The organism is Brucella pituitosa, from assembly GCF_965577835.1.
GTDB lineage: Bacteria > Pseudomonadota > Alphaproteobacteria > Rhizobiales > Rhizobiaceae > Brucella > Brucella pituitosa.
This window is the reverse complement of record NZ_OZ264093.1, coordinates 1,381,599-1,397,911: the sequence shown is the minus strand read 5'-3', so window position 1 is coordinate 1,397,911 and position 16,313 is coordinate 1,381,599. Positions and strand designations below refer to the sequence as shown.

Genomic DNA, 16,313 nt, shown 5'->3' with positions numbered 1-16,313 from the left:
GGACAAGGCAGCAATGACTGGCAAGCGCATGAAATCACAGACAGAGGCTGGAAGTGCGGACGGCGAAAGCCTGAAACTCGGTCAACTACGTCTGTTGATTGCACTTGATGCACTTCTTGTGGAAGGAAGCGTCGGAGGTGCTGCCAGGCAGATGGGATTGAGCATGGCCGCCATGAGCCGGCTGCTCGGACAGATACGCGAGAAATTTGACGATCCAATTTTCATTCGGTCTGGGCGCAATATGATTGCCACTCCCAAGGCAGAAGCTTTACGCGGGCGCTTACGCCGTTTGGCAAATGAAACCGATGCGCTGATGAATTTCGATGGCAATGATACGCCGAAAGCCCATTGCAAAAACAGGCATGGTTGGGCACGCACCAGTGCCATTGTGGCACCGCCACCACTTGGTATCCGCAAAGTCGTGAAGCTTGAAAACCACCCCACGCCGGAACAGCTCGCGGCGCAGTTCGCTAATATTCAGGACGAAAACGACCCTGTAAGACGACTGGCGAAATATATCGCGATTACCGGGCGGAAGGTTGGATATACGCGCCCATTGGAAATGTATGAAGCGGAAGATGCCTTTACCACCATATTTGCAGGGGAGGCAGATCCCATGCAAATCAGTGCCTTGCTGCGATTAATTCATTATCGTGGTGAAACAGCCCCCGAGCTTGCAGGCATGACACAGGCAGCACGCAAATATTGCTCAACAAAAGCGAATAACCGCATATCTGCACTTGATTGGCCTGCTTATCTTTCACCGAACTCCCATCAAGCGCCGTGGTTCATGCTGGCTGCAATTCTTGTTGCAAGGGCCGGCTATCCAGTAGCGCTGCACGGCAATTGTGGTATGGGCGATCTGTCGGGCAAGCTTGAACTCGCGGCAGAATCTCTCAATGTGCCGATTGCCGGGTCGCTTTCGCTGGCTGAAAATGCGTTGAAAGCGCATGGCATCTGCTTCATGCCAGTGGCGGGGTTTGCACCGCAAGTTCATGCATTGCTCGCACTCTATCCACTCTTCGATTCACGATCATCCATTAACAGTCTCGCGCATCTGCTCAATCCAATGGGGCTTCCAGCCTCTTTCCTTGGGGTGACACAGCCTACTTATCGTGAATTACATCGCGATGCAGGAGCCCTGCTTGACTGGCCTTCTGTTTCAGTCGTCTCGACAAGCCGCGATGTCGCTGAACTGGTGCCGCACCATACGCATACGATCCACCGATGGTTTGGCGGTCAGAAATCAGAACTGACACTGCCAACCCTGTCGAAGGCTGGAACCGACAAACACGCAAGCCTGACGACCTTTGAATATTGGCTTGCGGTCTGGTCTGGCGCCGCCACCGACGAGCGCGCTGAACTGACGGTGATCGCTTCAACGGCCATGGCGTTAATGACAGTTCTTGCAGCCGATAATGACAGCTATGGCCAATTCCATAAAAAGGCTGAAGAACTTTGGAAGGCACGTCACCAAAACTGATTACTGATATTCTTGTGATCAATTTTTAAGCAGGCGTCGAAAACTATTCTACTTATGTCGTTTTAGGGAAAAGCATTCCGGTTGTAGAGGCAGAACAGCAAGCCGATGCTTTGTTTGATGTTTTTATAAGCCCTATCGTTCCGCCGTAACTCATAATACACAGCGGGGCGATTTGATGGTCAATCCAATATTCGGTGCAACAGGCACATCCATTTTTGAATCCATGTCGCGCCTTGCCGCTGAAACTGGATCCATCAATCTCGGGCAGGGGTTTCCAGAAGGCTTTGAGCCTCAGGAGCTTGTTGAAGCCGCAATCCAGGCTTTGCGCGATGGCCCGCACCAGTACCCGCCGATGCTCGGGCTTCCATCTTTGCGCAAAGCGGTGGCGGAAAATGCGCACCGATTTCTCGGATTGGACATAGATTGGGAGACTGAGGTTCTTGTCACATCCGGTGCTACGGAAGCCCTGACGGACACATTTCTGGCGCTACTCGACCGTGATGATGAAGTCATCCTCTTTGAGCCGGTCTACGACGCATATGCCACGCTCATTCGCCGTGCGGGCGGTAAAGTTGTTCCGCTTCGCCTGACACCGCCTCATTGGGAACTGCCGCGTGAGGCGCTGGAAAAAGCGATCACTTCAAAAACCAAGCTGATTGTCGTCAACACACCGATGAACCCGATCGGCAAGATTTTTGATCCGCAGGAGCTTGAGTTTCTGGCAGCCCTAGCGATCAAGCATAATCTGACAATTGTCTCGGACGAAGTTTATGAACACCTGATCTTCGACGGAAGACCCTTTCACTCGCTCTTTGCCGTGCCTGATATCCGAGATCGTGTTGTGCGGATCGGTTCCGCAGGAAAAAGCTTTTCAGTTACGGGCTGGAAAGTTGGTTATGTGACAGCTTCCGCGAAACTTCTCGCGCCGATTGCGCGCGCCCATCAATATGTGACTTTTACCACGCCACCCGCCTTGCAGGCCGCTGTGGCTGTCGGTCTTTCATTGCCGGACAGTTATTTCATCAATCTGCGTGAGACGCTGGCAGCGCGCCGCGATCTGCTACTTGGCGGATTGCGTAGTGCAGGATTTGAAATCGCAGATGCTCCGGCGACTTATTTTGCCGTCGCCGATATCAGCGCACTTGATCCAGATGGCGATGATCTCGCCTTTAGCCGCCGCCTCACGCTTGAAGCCGGTGTGACACCGGTTCCGGTCTCATCCTTCTACGGCGAACGCGATGTAAAAAGCCATGTTCGCTTCTGCTTTGCCAAGAAGGAAGCAACCCTTTCAGAAGCTGTCGACCGGCTTGGTCAATGGTCAGCAAAACAAAACTGGCGTGCGGCCTCCTGATGCGCCGTCCCTAAATCACTTCGAGGAATATCTGCATGAAATATACCCCATTCATTCGCGGCGCTCTATTTGCTGTCTTGCTTTCCCTGCTTGCGGCTTCGCCCGCATTGGCTAATAAGATCCGTCTCGGCGTCACATCAGGTCCGCATGCCCAGATCGCGGAAGCTATCGCGCCAATCGCGAAAGCCAAGGGGCTCGAGATTGAAATCGTCGAGTTTTCCGATGGCGCGATGATCGATCCGGCTACGAATGATGGAGACCTCGATGCCAACGGTTTTCAGCACACGCCATATCTTAATCAGCAAAACAAGGATCGTGGACTTAATCTCGTAGCAGTAGGCGGCAACACCGTGCTGCTGCCGATGGCTGGTTATTCGCATAAGTTCAAGACCTTGGCCGATTTGCCGGAAGGTGCACAGATTACAATCCCGAACGATCCAAGCAATGCCGGACGCGCGTTGAAGCTGCTTGAAAAGGGTGGGGTGCTCAAGCTCACACCCGGTGTGACATTCAATGCCACAGAACTCGACATTGTTGAGAATCCGAAGAACGTAAAAATCATTCCTATGGAAACAGCACAGCTTGCCCGTTCGTTGGAAGATGTTGATTTTTCGGTGATCACTTCTCATTTCGCGTTGAGCGCCGGTCTGGTTCCAAGCCGAGATGCAATCCTGATTGAAGACCAGTTGTCCGACTATTTCTGTCTCATCGCTGTTGCGGAAAAAAACAAGGATGCGCCTTGGGTCAAGACACTGATCGAGTCCTACAAGTCGCCAGAAGTCAAAGCCTTCCTCGAACAAAAGTTCGAGGGCAATATCATTGCAGGATGGTGAGATGAACCTTTCGGTTCGCATAGCTGAAACAGCGCGGAGCCAGATTGGCTCCGTACCGCCGATCATCGAGGTCAGGTCGCTGACCAAGACCTATGATCCGAAAGCCGGTGCGGTTTTGGATGACGTGTCATTGCAGGTGGGCAAAGGATCTATACACGGCATCATCGGTCGCTCTGGTGCTGGTAAAAGCACACTGGTGCGGTGCCTGAATGGCCTTGTGCAGCCGACGAGTGGTGAGGTTTTCGTTGCCGGGCGACAGGTTAGCCAGCTTGAAGGTCGCGAATTGCGACAGGCAAGACGCGATATATCGATGATATTTCAGCACTTTAGTCTCCTTTCTTCTAGAAGTGCTGCAGCTAATATAGCACTACCTATGGAATTGGCCGGTGTGCCGCGCGAAACCATTCGCAAGCGCGTAGCCGAACTGCTTGATCTGGTCGGTCTTGACGGAAAAGCCAATGCCTATCCCTCAGAATTGTCTGGTGGCCAGAAACAGCGTGTGGGGATTGCGCGTGCGTTGGCGCTGGAGCCGAGTGTTCTTCTGTCGGACGAGGCAACGTCTGCGCTTGACCCTGAAACAACTGAACAAATTCTCTCACTGCTCAAGGATATAAACCGGCGTCTGGGCCTGAGCATCGTTCTGATAACCCATGAGATGGATGTGGTTCGCCAGATTGCGGATCATGTGACCGTGCTTGAAGGCGGACGCGTGGTTGAGAGCGGTTCGACATTCGATGTCTTCGCCTTTCCTCAATCCACCATCGCGCGGTCATTTCTCTCGAGCATTGTGGCACATGATCTGCCGCCCGAAGTTGCACAGAAACTCCGGCCAGAAGCAGCTCCCGGATCAAATCCGGTATTGCGGATTATCTTCTCTGGGGAGGCGGCACATTCGCCTGTGGTCGCAACGCTCGTTCAGCGCTTTGGCATCAATCCTAATATCCTGCACGGACGCATCGATTACATCGGCGGAAAGCCGCTCGGCATCATGACGCTGATTGCCGAAAACGGTGAGCCTGAACTCGCTGATGTCCTCGCATATCTCAATTCGCTTGAACTGCATGGAGAGGTGCTCGGTCATGTTGTCTGATCTGCTTTCACCCGCACTCGTCAATCCGCTGCTTGAGTCACTCAAGCAGACAATAATGATGGTGGCCGCTTCTGCAATTCTCTCGACCCTGATCGGCTTACCGCTCGGCATCGCTTTGGTGGTCACAGCCCCCGGACAGTTTCTTGAGCGACCAGTTTTCAACCGCGTTGCAGGCACCATCGTCAATCTGGTGCGGTCTACGCCTTTCATCATTCTGATGGTGGCGATTATCCCATTCACCCGCTTTGTGGCAGGTACAACGGTCGGCACCTTTGCGGCGATAGTGCCGCTGACGGTCGCCATCATTCCGCTCTATGCACGCCTCGCAGAAACCGCAATGCGTGAGGTAGATCAAAGTCTTATCGAAGCTGCTGAAAGTATGGGAGCAACGCCGTTGCAGATTATTTTCAAGGTTCTTCTACCCGAGGCTTTACCTGGAATTATCGCAGGCCAGACTGTCACACTGGTGAGCCTTGTCGGCTACTCAGCCATGGCAGGAACCGTCGGAGGCGGTGGCTTGGGCGATCTCGGTATCCGTTTTGGTTATCAGCGTTTCATGCCGGAAGTGATGATCGCAGTCGTCATCATTCTTGTTGCCATCGTTCAATCCATTCAGGTTACGGGCGATTATGCCGCCCGGATCGTCAATCATCGCGTGGCGCGCAGTCGCCGCTCACGCTAAAATTCAGAGGAGACACCTAATGACCGCGCACTCACATCCCATCAATCTGCCTTTGCTGGACATATCCCGCTACAACGGCTCACCGGAAGAACGGAAAAGCTTCATTGAAGAGCTTCGCCGAACCCTTCATGACCACGGTTTTTTCTACCTGACAGGCCACGGTGTTGACCCCAAGCTGATTTCTGATGTTGTCGCTACTGCCAAGCGTTTCTTTGCTTTGCCGACGGAAGAAAAGCTTAAGATCGAGATGATCAACACGTCACATTTCCGTGGCTATAACCGTGCGGGTCTTGAACGCACTCGTGGTGAACAGGATTGGCGCGAACAGCTTGATATCAACACCGAAGCAGAGCCTGCCGACATCGGTCCCGACAGCCCGGCATGGAAGCGTCTGATTGGCCCCAATCAGTGGCCGGAAACGCTGCCAGAACTTAAGCCGCTATTGCTTGCATATCAGGCGGAAGTCACGCGCGTGGGTATCGATGTTCTCAAAGCCATAGCGCAGGCGCTTGGCCAAAGTGAAGATTTCTTTGCGCAGATTTATGAGCCACACCCATCGCAGCTTTTGAAAATCATTCGCTATCCGGGTCGTGATGTTGCTGAAAGCGAGCAGGGCGTTGGCGCACATAAGGACGGTGGCTTCGTGACCGTGCTGCTTCAGGATGTCGTACCGGGCCTGCGTGTTCAGCGTGAGGACGGTGTCTGGATCGATGCACCGCCTGTGCCGGGTACGTTTGTCATCAATACTGGCGAACTGCTTGAACTGGCGACCAACGGCTTTGTTCGTGCTGACGTTCATGGCGTTGTCGCACCACCCGCTGGAACTGAGCGCTTCTCGGTGGCGTTCTTCCTTGGCGCTCGCTATGACGCAACGATCCCTGTGATTGATCTGCCGGACGAACTCAAGACGAAGGAACGTGGCGTAACAGTTGATCCACTCAACACGCTCTTCCGCGAAGTGGGCCAAAACAACCTCAAGAGCCGCCTGCGCTCGCATCCTGATGTCGCACGTGCTCATCATCAGGACCTGTTGGATTCCCCGGAATTCGCCAGCTTGAAGCTGGGTTCAGCGTATTGATAAACCCATCCCTTGACGGTTGATCGTTGTATCTTTCTTTCGTCCGTCAAGGAACAGGCTCGGGGGTACAAAGGCATCATGTGCCCGTTTTGCCACTTAGGGTAGCTGGAAGGATTCGCATAAAAAGCGCCGGATTTCCGGCGCTTTTTTTCTTTAACTATTTGTTTTTACGTATTTCCAGAAAAATCACTTCGCACTTTTTCTGGAAATACTCCAATATTTGTCAGCCGCTGATGAGCTTCACTTCCATGAAGTCTTCGAGGCCCCATTTGCCGCCTTCGCGGCCGTTGCCCGACTGCTTATATCCGCCAAACGGGCTTCCGGGAGCGCGTGATGTGCCGTTGATCTGGATCATGCCGGCGCGGAGCTTACGCGCAACACGTTTGGCTCGTTCCGGGTTGCCCGTCTGGATATAGGCAGCCAGACCGTATGGTGTGTCATTGGCGACAGCGATGGCTTCTTCTTCCGTGTCGAAAGGGATCATCGCCAGCACAGGGCCGAAAATTTCTTCGCGGGCAATGGTCATATCATTATTCACATCGGCAAAGATCGTCGGCTTGACGAAGTCGCCTTCCGAAATGCCCTCCGGACGACCCGTGCCACCGACAACCAGACGCGCTCCTTCATCGATACCCTTTTGAATCAGCGCCTGAACCTTCTCAAACTGGATTGAAGAGGAGAGTGGGCCGATATGTTCGCCGTCCTTGGCCGGATCATCGACTGTGGTCTTGGCAGCTGCCTTTTCGGCGAATTCGACCGCTTTTTCGTAAACCGAACGTTCAACCAGCATACGTGTCGGCGCATTGCAGGACTGGCCGGTATTCTCAAAGCAATGGTTTACACCACGCTCAATTGCCTTTTCCAGATCGCTATCGGCAAATACGATGTTTGGCGACTTGCCGCCGAGTTCCAGTGAAACGCGCTTGACGGTTGCAGCAGCAGCACGTGAGACAGCAGTGCCAGCCCGGGTTGAGCCGGTGAATGACATCATGTCGATATCCGGATGCTGCGACATCGCTTCACCGACAACCGGGCCCTCGCCATTGACAAGATTGAACACGCCCTTCGGCAGGCCTGCCTCATCGACAAATTCAGCAAAGAGCATGGCTGACATTGGCGCAATTTCAGACGGCTTGAGCACGACTGTGCAACCAACAGCAATTGCCGGAATGACCTTGAGCGCGATCTGGTTCATCGGCCAATTCCATGGCGTGATCAGACCGCAAACACCGATCGGTTCACGCACAATGGCTTGATTGGGATGCTTGGGCGAAAGAATTTCTTCAAATTCGAAATTTTCAAAAGCTGCGATGAAAGCTTTGGTATGAGACAGCCCGGCTGCTGCCTGAGATTCACGTGCGAGCTTGATCGGCGCGCCCATTTCCTTGGAAATGGCCTGAGCCATTTCTTCAAGGCGGCGCTCGTAAATTTCAACGATACGGCGAATATAGCCAATACGCTCTTCCGCAGGCGTTTCGCTCCATATTGGGAACGCCTTGCGAGCGGCAGCTACGGCAAGATCTATGTCAGCAACGGAACCTGCAGAAATGACTGCATAAGGCTTTTCGGTTGCCGGGTTGATGACCTCAATTGCTTTTGCTTCAAGCGGAGAACGCCACGCGCCGTCGATATAGAAATCCGTTTTCTGATCCAGATTTTTCTGAAGCATGATGAAATCCTCCAATGCTTTGAATTTTATCTTAAGGGTGACGAACCACCCGTTTCCCTGGTTGCCGCGCAGACTACCCCCCAGCTATGACGCCGTCAAAACACAACGATCAATGGAAACATCAATTTTTCTTATTCATTATCGTAAGCTTCAAACTCAACGCCGAGCGTTTCCAGCCCTTCTTCAATATAATCACCCAGGAGTGGAATGCCGAGCAGATACTTGGCTTCGCGCCCATTGTGGCGGTCGCTTGCGGTCGAGAGAGCTTCTTCCCATTCTTCGGCACTGAAATCACCGCGCCCAACCCACACCAGGGCCAGTAGTTCAATCCTCTCATCTTCATTCAGAGAACGAATTGCTGCGACAAGCTCTTTGCGCGTCGGATTATCATTGGAGGCATCAAGGATATCAACATCGCCGTCGTCGGCGGCATTAGAGCCGGAATTTTCATCAACTGCGGGCACCTGAACGTCATATTCACGTGCTTTGGAGATAATGAATTCGATATTCTCGATATTATTTACCAGCTCAACCATGATGTTCCTCCGTTAACGTCATTTACTACTTATCGAACGTGGGACGATAGGTCTGGGTTCCGCCTTGATTGGCAAGCCTTTACAAAGCACGTGCGGCACCTCTTCCTGCAGCACGACCAGAGAATATGCAGCCTCCAAGGAATGTTCCTTCCAGCGCATTATACCCGTGATAGCCGCCACCTCCAAAGCCTGCTGCTTCTCCTGCGGCATAAAGGCCTGGAACGGGTTCGCCCCGCGCGTCGAGAACCGCTGAATCTAGATCGGTATGCAGCCCGCCCAGTGTTTTTCGGGTCAGGACATGCAGTTTGACGGCAATCAGCGGACCATTATTCGGATCAAGCAAAGCATGAAGCGGTACAGCCCGCGTCAGCCGGTCACCGATATAAGCCCGTGCATTGTGGATAGCGGTTATCTGCGCATCCTTGGAGTAGCGATTGGTAACTTCACGGTCGCGCGCTTCCATCTGGTTGCGGATATGAGTGAGGTTCAGCAGCTTCTGACCCGTCAACTGGTTCATCTTGACGACAAGTTCGTCAAGATTGGTCGCAGTGACGAAATCCTCGCCATGATCGATGAAAGCCTTAACCGGAGGCGGTGGAGTTTTACCGAGACGGCTTTTGATCAGAAGTTTCCAGTCCTTGCCCGTGAGGTCTGGGTTTTGTTCCGAGCCCGAGAGGGAAAATTCCTTGCGAATGATTTTCTCAGTCAGAATGAACCACGAATAGTCGTAGCCCGTTGCCAGAATATGCTTAAGTGTGCCGAGTGTATCGAAGCCGGGCAGATAGGGCGAGGGCAGGCGGTTGCCCTCCGCATCGAACCACATAGAGGACGGTCCCGGCAGAATGCGAATGCCATGATTGGGCCAGATGGGGTTCCAGTTGCGGAGGCCTTCCGTATAGTGCCACATACGGTCGCCGTTAATGACATGTCCGCCTGCCGAGACGGCAATATCGATACCACGGCCATCCACATGTGCAGGCACTCCAAGCACCATATTCTCAGGCGGATTGCCAAGCCTGTCGCGTGGCCATGCTTTACGGACACGCTCTGGATCGCCACCGATACCGCCAGACGTTACGATCACACAATTGGCGGATAGTTCGAATTGACCGGCGACGTCACGTGATGATGATTGTCCGCGCTCAACAGTGGAGGGCACAAGAATATCCCCACGTACCCCGCTTGCCTGACCGTTGGTCATGACAATTTCATTGACACGATGACGACATTTCAGTGTGAGCAAGCCATTTGAAATAGCCTCACGCATCAGGCGCTCGAAAGGAGCGACCACGCCGGGACCAGTACCCCATGTCACATGAAAGCGCGGAACGGAATTGCCGTGCCCGTGTGCTTGAGCGCCTCCGCGCTCTGCCCAGCCGACAACAGGAAACCAGCGCATACCGAGACTATGCAGCCAAGAACGCATTTCACCGGCTGCAAATTGCAAATAGGCTTCAGCACATTGTTTGGGCCAATAATCTTCCGAGCGATCAAATTGCGCCGATCCGAGCCAATCCTGTCGTGCCAGATCAAGGCTATCCTTTATGCCCAGACGCCGTTGTTCGGGACTGTCGACCATGAACAGGCCACCAAGCGACCAGAATGCTTGTCCGCCAACCGAATTTTCACCTTCCTGCTCAAGCAGGATGACTTTTCGTCCGGCGCTGGTTAGCTCATGAGCGGCCACAAGCCCCGCCAGACCTGACCCGATAATAATCGCATCCGCATTCTTCATATCCGCATCCTCCCTCGTCGGGAGAGTGGCTTATGGAGTTGCTGCTGGCAAGTGCAGTCAGGCTGTCAGGAAAGGCAGAACCCAATCGGCAATCAGTTTGATTGAAAGACCGAAAAGCGTGAGCTGGACCAACAGGAAAAATGGGCCATCGGGCATAATGCGAGTGAGCTTTGCTCCGACAAATGTTCCGACGATGGCGGCAGGCAAAAGCCAAAGACCGAGCGACCAGTCGAGATTGGAGAATTGCTGCAATTGCCAGTAAGGGATCAGCTTAACCGCGTTGACGATCGCAAAAAGGATGGTCGAGGTGCCAGCAAAGACAAGCTTTTCAAGATGCTGCGGCAACACATACATCTGGAATGGCGGGGCGCCCGAATGCGAAACAAAGCTCGTAAGACCAGTTAATATACCCCAGAACGTCCCGCCCGGAATATCTGCCTTGCCTGCCTGACGACGATATCTGGCGCCCACCCAGACATTGAAACAGAAAAATAGACCCACCAGCCCCACAAGCATTCCAATGAATGTGCTTGAAAGATGAGAGCTGAACAACCAACCAAGCCCGATGCCAACAATCGCGGCAGGCGTCAGGATCGCCAGATTTCGCTTCGAGAAATGATGACGATAGAGATAAAGACCGAACATATCACTGACGACATAGATCGGCAGCAGAAGAGCAGCGGCTGTGACCGGCGAAATAACCAAGGCCATCAGTGGCACTGAAAGTGTCCCCACCGATGGCAATCCGCCTTTCGATAGCCCGACCAGAAAAGCCGCGATAACGGCAACTGTCATAAACAAAGGGGTATGCTCAAGCATTCAGACAGTTACCATTACCAAAATTAACAAGAGGGTTTGAGCTGTATTTCTCAGCTATGCGCCCATTCCCAATAAAGCGAACGTGCGCGCTTGGTAACAGCACCATATTCCAGCTTGCGTTCATCGAAGCCGATGATTGGCACAACCTTGCTCATATTGCCCGTCGAGAAGATTTCATCTGCTTCGCGGAAGTCCTGAACTTTGAGTGTCGTTTCGTGGACGCTGACACCCGCCTCGCGCAGAAGTTTGATGACGCGCTGGCGCGTGATGCCATTCAGGAATGTGCCGTTTGGAACCGGAGTAAAAACTTCACCGCCACGAACCATAAAGACATTCGAGGTTGCTGTTTCTGCGACATTACCGAGAACATCGGTAACAAGCGCATTGTGAAAGCCCTTGGCTTTGGCTTCGCGCAACATGCGGCCATTGTTCGGATAAAGACAGGCCGCCTTGGCATTGACAGGCATAACTTCGAGGTATGGGCGACGGAAAGATGTCGTTGTAACGGTGAAACCTTTTGGTTCAACCATCGGAATGGCTTCGAGACAAAGCGCAAAGTCGGTCGATTCAGGAGCAGCAGCAACCGTGCTGGAGTCGCCTTCTTCGGCCCAATACATGGGGCGGATATAGACATCCGTGCCGGGAGCAAACTTCTTCAGCCCTTCACGGGCCAGTGCTTCGATGTCATTGCTGCTGAGTGTGGGAGCAAGCTCGAGTGCGCGTGCTGAATCGTTTGCGCGGGCTGCATGCAGATCAAGATCCGGTGTAACGCCTTCAAACAGACGCGCTCCATCGAAAACGAGCGAACCGAGCCAGGTTGCGTGCGATGCGGCACCAAGTATCCGTACATCGCCTTCACGCCATTCACCCTTATAGTAGGTCCACATTGCCCGCTTCTCGGTCATTCTCTTCGTCCTTCATCAATCTCGTTGTCGTGCCAAATCCGGCGCAAAACGCTTTCAGATTACTGATGCAATTGCTGGTAAAAGCGTGGGCGGGATATAAACGTAAGCTGTTATAGCACGCCACCTGAAACTGAAAACCAGTTTCAGGTCTGATATGGGCGCATAATATTCAATCCTGCGAGAGCATTGGCTTACTTCTCTTCGGCCAGAGCAGGCGATGGATCGGAAGTAGCAACCGCTGCCGGACCTTGCACACCACGCTGACGTTCGCGTACAAAAGTGAACAGGCCTGAAATCGTGATCAGGACGATGCCAATCAGCATAGGCAGATCGATATGGTCATGGAATATAAAATAGCCAAACAGGATCGCCCAGAGCATCTGGCTATACTGTGGTGACGCAATCGCGCTCGCAGGTGCGCGCTGCGCTGCAAGCATGAGAAGAATATTTGCCAATGCCGCAAGCAGGCCATAGCCCGCAAGGTAGCCCCATTGAACGGCTGAAGGTGTCTGATAGCTAGGGATCATCAATGCGCCACAGATAAGGATCGGCCCGATAAGACCCGCAGTATAAAGTGAAATACGCTTCTCCTTTTTACCCATGGCACGGAAGATCACGATGCTGAAGGCTCCGCCCAGTCCGCCGCCAAGCGCACCAAGATGGCCGATTGACAGTTCACGGAAGCCGGGGCGCAAAACAACCAGCACGCCGAGGAAGCCGATAATAACCGCCGACCATCGACGCCAGCCAACCTGCTCCTTGAGAAAGATCACCGAAAGTATCGTAACGAATGCCGGTAGCAGGAAGATAAGCGCAAAAGCTTCGGCCATAGAAAGATGCGTGAAGGCCACAACGCTGCCAATCACACCCATTGCAGCCGTGAGCGTGCGAAGTAACCAGAGTTTTATATTTGTGGTTCGAAACATATCGAGCCACTGATCTTCTGGTTTCTTTGTGAAGGGGATGGCCAGTGAGCCCAGAACAGCACCATAAAAGGCGACTTCATAGGGCGACAGCGTGCCATCGAGAAACTTGACGCAGGCGTCGCTTACAGCGAATGCAGCATAGGACGCAAACGCAAGGAAAATACCGTAAAGCATGGTGGTGTCCGCAATGGGCTAGAGATAATCTCCTCCGCAGACCGGATTAATCGATTAAAGCCGGTTTGGCAAAAGGCAATTTTATAAAAATTCAAAATAATGACCGGCCGCTATCCCCTATGACGTAGGCGATTGCGGCGTTTTCAAGAAGGCGAGCTCCAGCGAAAACGCATGCCTCATTTGCAATCATATCCGTGGTGTAATTTTGTGCAAAAGACTATTTAACAGGCATCCAACGAGGAGAAAACAAATGAACATTCGTCAGAAATTCCAGCAGTACGTTTCCCGCCGCCGCGCAATGCGTGAACTCGGTGCAATGGACGATCATCTTCTTGCCGATATCGGCGTTTCGCGTTCGCAGATCCAGAGCGCAGTTTTCGGTAAGTAATCACTGATGGCGCGGCTGATAATTAATCGCCCCGAAAGTGAAACTAAAATAATATAACAAAGCGTCGGTACTCCAGTCCCGGCGCTTTTGTTTTTTCTATGTATATTGCAATTTTATTCTATCGGCGGTTCATTTTAAACGCCCTGCAGATTTCGCAGAACGTCGGCGATCTGCAAATAGCGATAGAATTATTCGCGCCTGATGGCGACACTCTCCAATGAGACAAAACGATATTCAATTTGGGATTCCTGCCACTTGAGTGGAGGGTGACTGAAGGAGTATTGATTTGATGCGGGGGCTGGTGATGAAGATGGGTATGTGAATAGTTGCAACTGCTAATTTACCTGTCTTCATTGCCGCCATTTTATTAAGACTTTCATGACTGAAAGTTACTTTGACTGTTAATGTGAAGCATATTAGCGTTTTGTCTTATTGCCGAGCATTCGCTCAGACAGTGATTATATGCCTTGCGTGTCGGGCAGTCACACGGTTATGTGGCCGCCCGACGGCACAAGGACCTGACCATGCTCAATCTCATCATAAATGGAACTTTTATCGGCCTAGGCGCGACGATAGTTATGGATATCTGGGCATTGGTTCTTGCGCAGTTTCCAGGGCAGTCTCGTCCCAATTGGGGCCTTGTCGGTCGCTGGTTCTGGCATTTACGAGACGGCCAGATATTTCACGATGATATAGCAGCATCAAAGCCCTACGCCCATGAGGTTGCCCTGGGCTGGATCGGCCACTATGCGGTAGGCATTCTCTACGGCATCATCTTTGCGCTTTATGGCGGCGCAGCGTGGTTTGCGAATCCGATATTCCTTCCCGCCTGGATATTCGGAATCCTCACTGTGGCAGCAGGCTGGTTTCTATTGCAACCAGGCTTGGGAATCGGCTGGGCAGCATCGCGTTTGCCAAATGCCGGAAACGTCCGTATTCTCAACCTCGTCGCCCATACATTTTTTGCCTTCGGCATGTATGGCACCGGCGTTCTCCTGAAAACAGTAGCTTAATCATATAGATAGTTTTGGGTGCGGTAACTTAGACAGCTACCATTTTTGAAGCACTTTCAAAAATTAGAGCCTGAATAGGTGGCTGGCGCGCTTCTAAAAGTCAGTCCAAACTAAATCACGTTAATAAACAGGCATTCTTGCGGCAGAACTGTGTTTTTGATCGCGTTGGGTGTATGGGGAACAAATCCGCTCGCGCAAAATGCGGCTGCGGCTAACAAATACGGCAATCGCAATAGATTGCGCCGATTTTAACAGCTGATCGCAAGCAATTGCTCTCGGCTGATCATTGGTGCCTTTGAATGCGAGCTTTTGCCCTGGAGGGACCATGCTGGAAAAGCTGTTCAAATTGCAGGAACATGGCACATCGGTGAGAACGGAAGTCATCGCTGGCGTGACGACCTTCCTGACGATGTCTTACATTATCTTCGTCAATCCTGATATTCTGTCCACAACAGGTATGGATCGCAACGCAGTCTTCGTTGCTACATGTCTTGCGGCAGCATTGGGTTCGATTGTCATGGCGCTCGTCGCCAATTGGCCGATTGGCATGGCACCGGGTATGGGCCTGAATGCCTTCTTCGCCTTTACGGTCGTCGGTGCTATGGGCTTCTCGTGGCAACAGGCGCTTGGCGCGGTCTTCATTTCCGGCATTATCTTCCTGTTTCTCACGGTAACAGGTATCCGGCGTTGGCTGGTCGAGGGTATTCCGCATTCATTGCGTAGTGCGATTGCTGCCGGTATCGGTATGTTCCTGGCTCTGATCGGGCTCAAGAACGCAGGCGTCGTCGTTGACAATCCGGCAACGCTCGTAGGTCTTGGTGACTTGCGTGAGTTTGGTCCTCTGCTTGCAATCGCCGGCTTCTTCATTATTGCAGCTCTTGATGCACTCAAGGTTCGCGGTGCGATCCTGATCGGTATCCTTGTTGTAACCATTGCATCGATTTCGCTGGGTATCACCCAGTTTGGCGGCGTGTTCTCTGCTCCTCCAAGCCTTGCGCCAACCTTCCTGCAGCTCGATATCATGGGAGCGCTGCACACCGGCATCCTGCACGTCATTCTGGTTTTTGTGCTGGTTGAAGTGTTTGATGCTACCGGTACGCTGATCGGTGTTGCCAAGCGTGGCGGCCTGATTGAACCGGGCAAGCCTAACCGTCTTGGTAAAGCTCTGTTTGCAGACAGCACCGCAATTCTGGGTGGCTCGCTGCTCGGTACGTCTTCCACAACAGCATATGTCGAAAGTGCTTCCGGCGTTCAGGCTGGCGGTCGCACAGGTCTGACGGCGCTTGTTGTGGCTCTGTTGTTCCTTGCTGCACTCTTTATTTCGCCTCTGGCTGGCTCCGTACCTGCCTATGCAACAGCACCAGCGCTCGTTTACGTCGCTTGTTTGATGATGCGTGAACTGTCCGAAATCAAGTGGGACGAAATCACGGAAGCTGCACCTGCTGCTCTTACGGCGCTGTCCATTCCGTTCACCTACTCGATTGCAAACGGTCTCGCTTTCGGCTTCATCAGCTATGTTGTCCTGAAGGCTGTAACCGGCAAGGCTCGTGAGGTGCACCTTGCGACCTGGATCGTGGCGGCACTATTTGTGATCCGCTTCGCATTCTTCCCAGAATAACAACAAACGCCGG

At 52.7% G+C, this 16,313-nt stretch carries 15 protein-coding genes; 9 read left to right on the top strand and 6 right to left on the bottom strand.

The window, feature by feature from the left end:
* Positions 1 to 28 precede the first annotated feature (28 nt).
* The 6 genes from ACSME1_RS17790 to ACSME1_RS17765 all read left to right on the top strand — a co-directional run bounded on the left by ACSME1_RS17790 (position 29) and on the right by ACSME1_RS17765 (position 6,517).
* Positions 29 to 1,483, top strand: a complete 1,455-nt coding sequence (locus ACSME1_RS17790; RefSeq protein WP_424576828.1) for a glycosyl transferase family protein — start codon at positions 29 to 31, stop codon at positions 1,481 to 1,483.
* Positions 1,484 to 1,658: 175 nt separating this feature from the next.
* The gene (locus ACSME1_RS17785) at positions 1,659 to 2,834 is read left to right on the top strand and encodes an aminotransferase (RefSeq protein WP_435655109.1); all 1,176 of its coding nucleotides are present in this window, start codon (positions 1,659 to 1,661) and stop codon (positions 2,832 to 2,834) included.
* A gap of 35 nt (positions 2,835 to 2,869) precedes the next feature.
* Positions 2,870 to 3,667: a MetQ/NlpA family ABC transporter substrate-binding protein gene (locus ACSME1_RS17780; protein ID WP_435655108.1), complete on the top strand. Its 798-nt coding sequence runs from the start codon at positions 2,870 to 2,872 to the stop codon at positions 3,665 to 3,667.
* 1 nt (position 3,668) lies between these two features.
* The gene (locus ACSME1_RS17775) at positions 3,669 to 4,757 is read left to right on the top strand and encodes a methionine ABC transporter ATP-binding protein (protein WP_424576831.1); all 1,089 of its coding nucleotides are present in this window, start codon (positions 3,669 to 3,671) and stop codon (positions 4,755 to 4,757) included.
* A complete protein-coding gene (locus ACSME1_RS17770) occupies positions 4,747 to 5,439 on the top strand; it encodes a methionine ABC transporter permease (RefSeq protein WP_435655107.1) in 693 nt (230 codons plus the stop codon). The genes ACSME1_RS17775 and ACSME1_RS17770 overlap by 11 nt, the downstream gene beginning before the upstream one ends.
* Before the next feature lie 19 nt (positions 5,440 to 5,458).
* Positions 5,459 to 6,517: an isopenicillin N synthase family dioxygenase gene (locus tag ACSME1_RS17765; RefSeq protein WP_435655106.1), complete on the top strand. Its 1,059-nt coding sequence runs from the start codon at positions 5,459 to 5,461 to the stop codon at positions 6,515 to 6,517.
* A 223-nt stretch (positions 6,518 to 6,740) separates the two neighbouring features.
* On the opposite strand, the gene ACSME1_RS17760 is transcribed toward ACSME1_RS17765, so the two are convergent.
* The 6 genes from ACSME1_RS17760 to ACSME1_RS17735 all read right to left on the bottom strand — a co-directional run bounded on the left by ACSME1_RS17760 (position 6,741) and on the right by ACSME1_RS17735 (position 13,281).
* Positions 6,741 to 8,186, bottom strand: coding sequence for an aldehyde dehydrogenase family protein (locus ACSME1_RS17760; RefSeq protein WP_435655105.1), 1,446 nt, complete (start codon positions 8,184 to 8,186; stop codon positions 6,741 to 6,743).
* Between the two features lie 131 nt (positions 8,187 to 8,317).
* Positions 8,318 to 8,722 (bottom strand): DUF3775 domain-containing protein, encoded by a 405-nt coding sequence (locus tag ACSME1_RS17755; RefSeq protein WP_024896284.1) that lies wholly within the window; start codon positions 8,720 to 8,722, stop codon positions 8,318 to 8,320.
* Between the two features lie 79 nt (positions 8,723 to 8,801).
* Positions 8,802 to 10,457 carry an FAD-binding dehydrogenase gene (locus ACSME1_RS17750; RefSeq protein ID WP_435655104.1) on the bottom strand — a complete coding sequence of 552 codons (1,656 nt, stop codon included), beginning with the start codon at positions 10,455 to 10,457 and terminating at the stop codon, positions 8,802 to 8,804.
* A gap of 57 nt (positions 10,458 to 10,514) precedes the next feature.
* On the bottom strand, positions 10,515 to 11,276 hold the full coding sequence (locus ACSME1_RS17745; RefSeq protein ID WP_435655103.1) for a sulfite exporter TauE/SafE family protein: 762 nt from the start codon (positions 11,274 to 11,276) through the stop codon (positions 10,515 to 10,517).
* Between the two features lie 50 nt (positions 11,277 to 11,326).
* On the bottom strand, positions 11,327 to 12,181 hold the full coding sequence (locus ACSME1_RS17740; protein WP_424576836.1) for a branched-chain amino acid aminotransferase: 855 nt from the start codon (positions 12,179 to 12,181) through the stop codon (positions 11,327 to 11,329).
* A gap of 191 nt (positions 12,182 to 12,372) precedes the next feature.
* The gene (locus tag ACSME1_RS17735) at positions 12,373 to 13,281 is read right to left on the bottom strand and encodes a DMT family transporter (RefSeq protein WP_024896280.1); all 909 of its coding nucleotides are present in this window, start codon (positions 13,279 to 13,281) and stop codon (positions 12,373 to 12,375) included.
* Between the two features lie 250 nt (positions 13,282 to 13,531).
* Between ACSME1_RS17735 and ACSME1_RS17730 the strand changes: the two genes are divergently transcribed.
* From ACSME1_RS17730 to ACSME1_RS17720, 3 genes are all read left to right on the top strand, one after another.
* On the top strand, positions 13,532 to 13,669 hold the full coding sequence (locus ACSME1_RS17730; protein WP_084486677.1) for a DUF1127 domain-containing protein: 138 nt from the start codon (positions 13,532 to 13,534) through the stop codon (positions 13,667 to 13,669).
* Between the two features lie 524 nt (positions 13,670 to 14,193).
* On the top strand, positions 14,194 to 14,682 hold the full coding sequence (locus tag ACSME1_RS17725) for a DUF2938 domain-containing protein (RefSeq protein ID WP_024896279.1): 489 nt from the start codon (positions 14,194 to 14,196) through the stop codon (positions 14,680 to 14,682).
* A gap of 325 nt (positions 14,683 to 15,007) precedes the next feature.
* Positions 15,008 to 16,300, top strand: coding sequence for an NCS2 family permease (locus tag ACSME1_RS17720; RefSeq protein WP_024896278.1), 1,293 nt, complete (start codon positions 15,008 to 15,010; stop codon positions 16,298 to 16,300).
* The last annotated feature ends 13 nt before the right edge of the window (positions 16,301 to 16,313 follow it).

Coding starts and splice junctions, on each gene's coding strand:
- ACSME1_RS17790 (WP_424576828.1), top strand. CDS start 29: ATGAAATCACAGACAGAGGCTGGAAGTGCGGACGGCGAAAGCCTGAAA.
- ACSME1_RS17785 (WP_435655109.1), top strand. CDS start 1,659: ATGGTCAATCCAATATTCGGTGCAACAGGCACATCCATTTTTGAATCC.
- ACSME1_RS17780 (WP_435655108.1), top strand. CDS start 2,870: ATGAAATATACCCCATTCATTCGCGGCGCTCTATTTGCTGTCTTGCTT.
- ACSME1_RS17775 (WP_424576831.1), top strand. CDS start 3,669: ATGAACCTTTCGGTTCGCATAGCTGAAACAGCGCGGAGCCAGATTGGC.
- ACSME1_RS17770 (WP_435655107.1), top strand. CDS start 4,747: ATGTTGTCTGATCTGCTTTCACCCGCACTCGTCAATCCGCTGCTTGAG.
- ACSME1_RS17765 (WP_435655106.1), top strand. CDS start 5,459: ATGACCGCGCACTCACATCCCATCAATCTGCCTTTGCTGGACATATCC.
- ACSME1_RS17760 (WP_435655105.1), bottom strand. CDS start 8,186: ATGCTTCAGAAAAATCTGGATCAGAAAACGGATTTCTATATCGACGGC.
- ACSME1_RS17755 (WP_024896284.1), bottom strand. CDS start 8,722: ATGGTTGAGCTGGTAAATAATATCGAGAATATCGAATTCATTATCTCC.
- ACSME1_RS17750 (WP_435655104.1), bottom strand. CDS start 10,457: ATGAAGAATGCGGATGCGATTATTATCGGGTCAGGTCTGGCGGGGCTT.
- ACSME1_RS17745 (WP_435655103.1), bottom strand. CDS start 11,276: ATGCTTGAGCATACCCCTTTGTTTATGACAGTTGCCGTTATCGCGGCT.
- ACSME1_RS17740 (WP_424576836.1), bottom strand. CDS start 12,181: ATGACCGAGAAGCGGGCAATGTGGACCTACTATAAGGGTGAATGGCGT.
- ACSME1_RS17735 (WP_024896280.1), bottom strand. CDS start 13,281: ATGCTTTACGGTATTTTCCTTGCGTTTGCGTCCTATGCTGCATTCGCT.
- ACSME1_RS17730 (WP_084486677.1), top strand. CDS start 13,532: ATGAACATTCGTCAGAAATTCCAGCAGTACGTTTCCCGCCGCCGCGCA.
- ACSME1_RS17725 (WP_024896279.1), top strand. CDS start 14,194: ATGCTCAATCTCATCATAAATGGAACTTTTATCGGCCTAGGCGCGACG.
- ACSME1_RS17720 (WP_024896278.1), top strand. CDS start 15,008: ATGCTGGAAAAGCTGTTCAAATTGCAGGAACATGGCACATCGGTGAGA.